Here is a 1,622-nt window from a genome sequence, read left to right on the forward strand (position 1 = left end):
CCGACGGCAGGCCGGCCGGCGGCGGCAGCTCGGTGCGGGCGGGTGCATACGGCACGCGGCCCGCGAGCACGTCGGCCGCGTGCGGCCAGTCGTTCAGTCCGGGCCCGATGAGGCCGATGCTTTCGATGAAGGCGGTGAGTGTCATGGCGGGCCTCAACGGCGGGCGTGGTCGGCGCGGCCGAGGATCAGGCTGCAGTTCGTGCCGCCGAAGCCGAACGAATTGGACAGGACGGCGCGCACGCGCGTAGCGCGGCTCGCGAGCACGTAATCGGCGGCGAGTGCCGGGTCGGGCAGTGTCGTGTTGACGCCGGCCGGCACGAACTGCTCGCGCAGCGCGAGCGCGGCGACGACCGCCTCGAGCGCACCCGCGGCGCCGAGCGTATGGCCGGTCGCGCCCTTCGTCGAGCTGCACGGCGTGCTGGCGAACAGCGCGCCGATCGCACGGCTTTCGGCTGCGTCGTTGCTCGGCGTCGCGGTGCCGTGCAGGTTCACGTAGTCGATGTCGGTTGCGCCCAGGCCGGCGGATGCAAGTGCCTGCTCGATCGCGACGCGCGCGCCGAGCCCGTCCGGATGCGGCGACGACATGTGATGCGCGTCGCTCGATTCGCCGATGCCGAGCAGCAGGATCGCATCGGCGCCGAGTGCGGCGGGCGGGTCCGGCATGCGTTCGACGAGCGCGAACGCGGCGGCCTCGCCGATCGAGATGCCGTCGCGCGCGACGTCGAACGGCCGGCACGGCTGGCGCGACAGCAGCTCGAGCGAATTGAAGCCGTACAGCGTCGTCAGGCACAACGAATCGACGCCGCCGACGACCGCCGCGTCGATCAAGCCCGCCTCGATCATGCGGCGCGCGGAGCCGAACACTTTCGCGCCGGACGAGCACGCGGACGAGATCGCCGTCGCCGGCCCGCGCAGCGCGAAAAATGCGCGCACGAACGCGGCCGGCGAATACGGGTTGTGCGTCTGCGCGTAGCGGAAGTCGGCGGGCAGCGCGCCGCTCGCCGGATCGCGGCGCTGGTACGCGTGCTCGGTCTCGAGGATGCCGGCCGTGCTCGTGCCGATGAACACGCCGACGCGCGCCGCGCCGTAGCGCGCGACGGCCGCCGCGACGCGTGCGTCGAAGCCGTCCTGCGTGAGGCCGAGTTGCGCGAGGCGGTTGTTGCGGCACGCGAAGTCGGCGAGATCGGCCCGCACGGGCTGCGCATCGACGCCGTCCACCGCGCCGATCCACGTGTCGAGATCCGCACGTTCGAAGTCGCAGGGCTGGAGCCCGCCGCGCGCGTCGCGCAGCGCATCGAGGGTCGCATCGAGGCCGCGGCCGATGCAGCTGGTGGCGGTGAAGTGCGAGAGCAGGAGAGGTTTCACGAGAGTCGCATCCGGTGGCCGGAACGGGCGCCGCAGCAGGGCCGGCAGGCGCGCCGTTCGAGGTCAGATTTTATCAAACGGGCGGGCCGAACCGGCCGGCTCGCCCGGGCCGCCGGGCGGCTCCGGCGCGAGCGCCGCGCGCAGCGTGGTCCAGTCCAACTGCGCATCGGCAGCCGCGCGCAGCACCGCCTGCAGCACGTCGATTACGACCGGTTCGCCGCGCGCGTCACGCGATGCGTGGCCGTCGTGCACGAGCA

1 protein-coding gene and 2 pseudogenes are annotated in these 1,622 nt (G+C 73.0%); all 3 read right to left on the reverse strand.

Features of this window, described 5'->3' with window-relative positions; translation table 11 throughout:
• Positions 1-145: pseudogene (locus tag G3N96_RS39585) on the reverse strand (3-oxoacyl-ACP synthase); the annotation flags it as partial.
• Positions 146-153: 8 nt separating this feature from the next.
• Positions 154-1,365 (reverse strand): beta-ketoacyl-[acyl-carrier-protein] synthase family protein, encoded by a 1,212-nt coding sequence (locus tag G3N96_RS38605; protein WP_206140483.1) that lies wholly within the window; start codon positions 1,363-1,365, stop codon positions 154-156.
• A 63-nt stretch (positions 1,366-1,428) separates the two neighbouring features.
• Positions 1,429-1,622, reverse strand: a pseudogene (locus G3N96_RS38610) (polysaccharide deacetylase family protein); the annotation flags it as partial.

This window comes from Burkholderia sp. Se-20373, assembly GCF_017104705.1.
GTDB lineage: Bacteria > Pseudomonadota > Gammaproteobacteria > Burkholderiales > Burkholderiaceae > Burkholderia.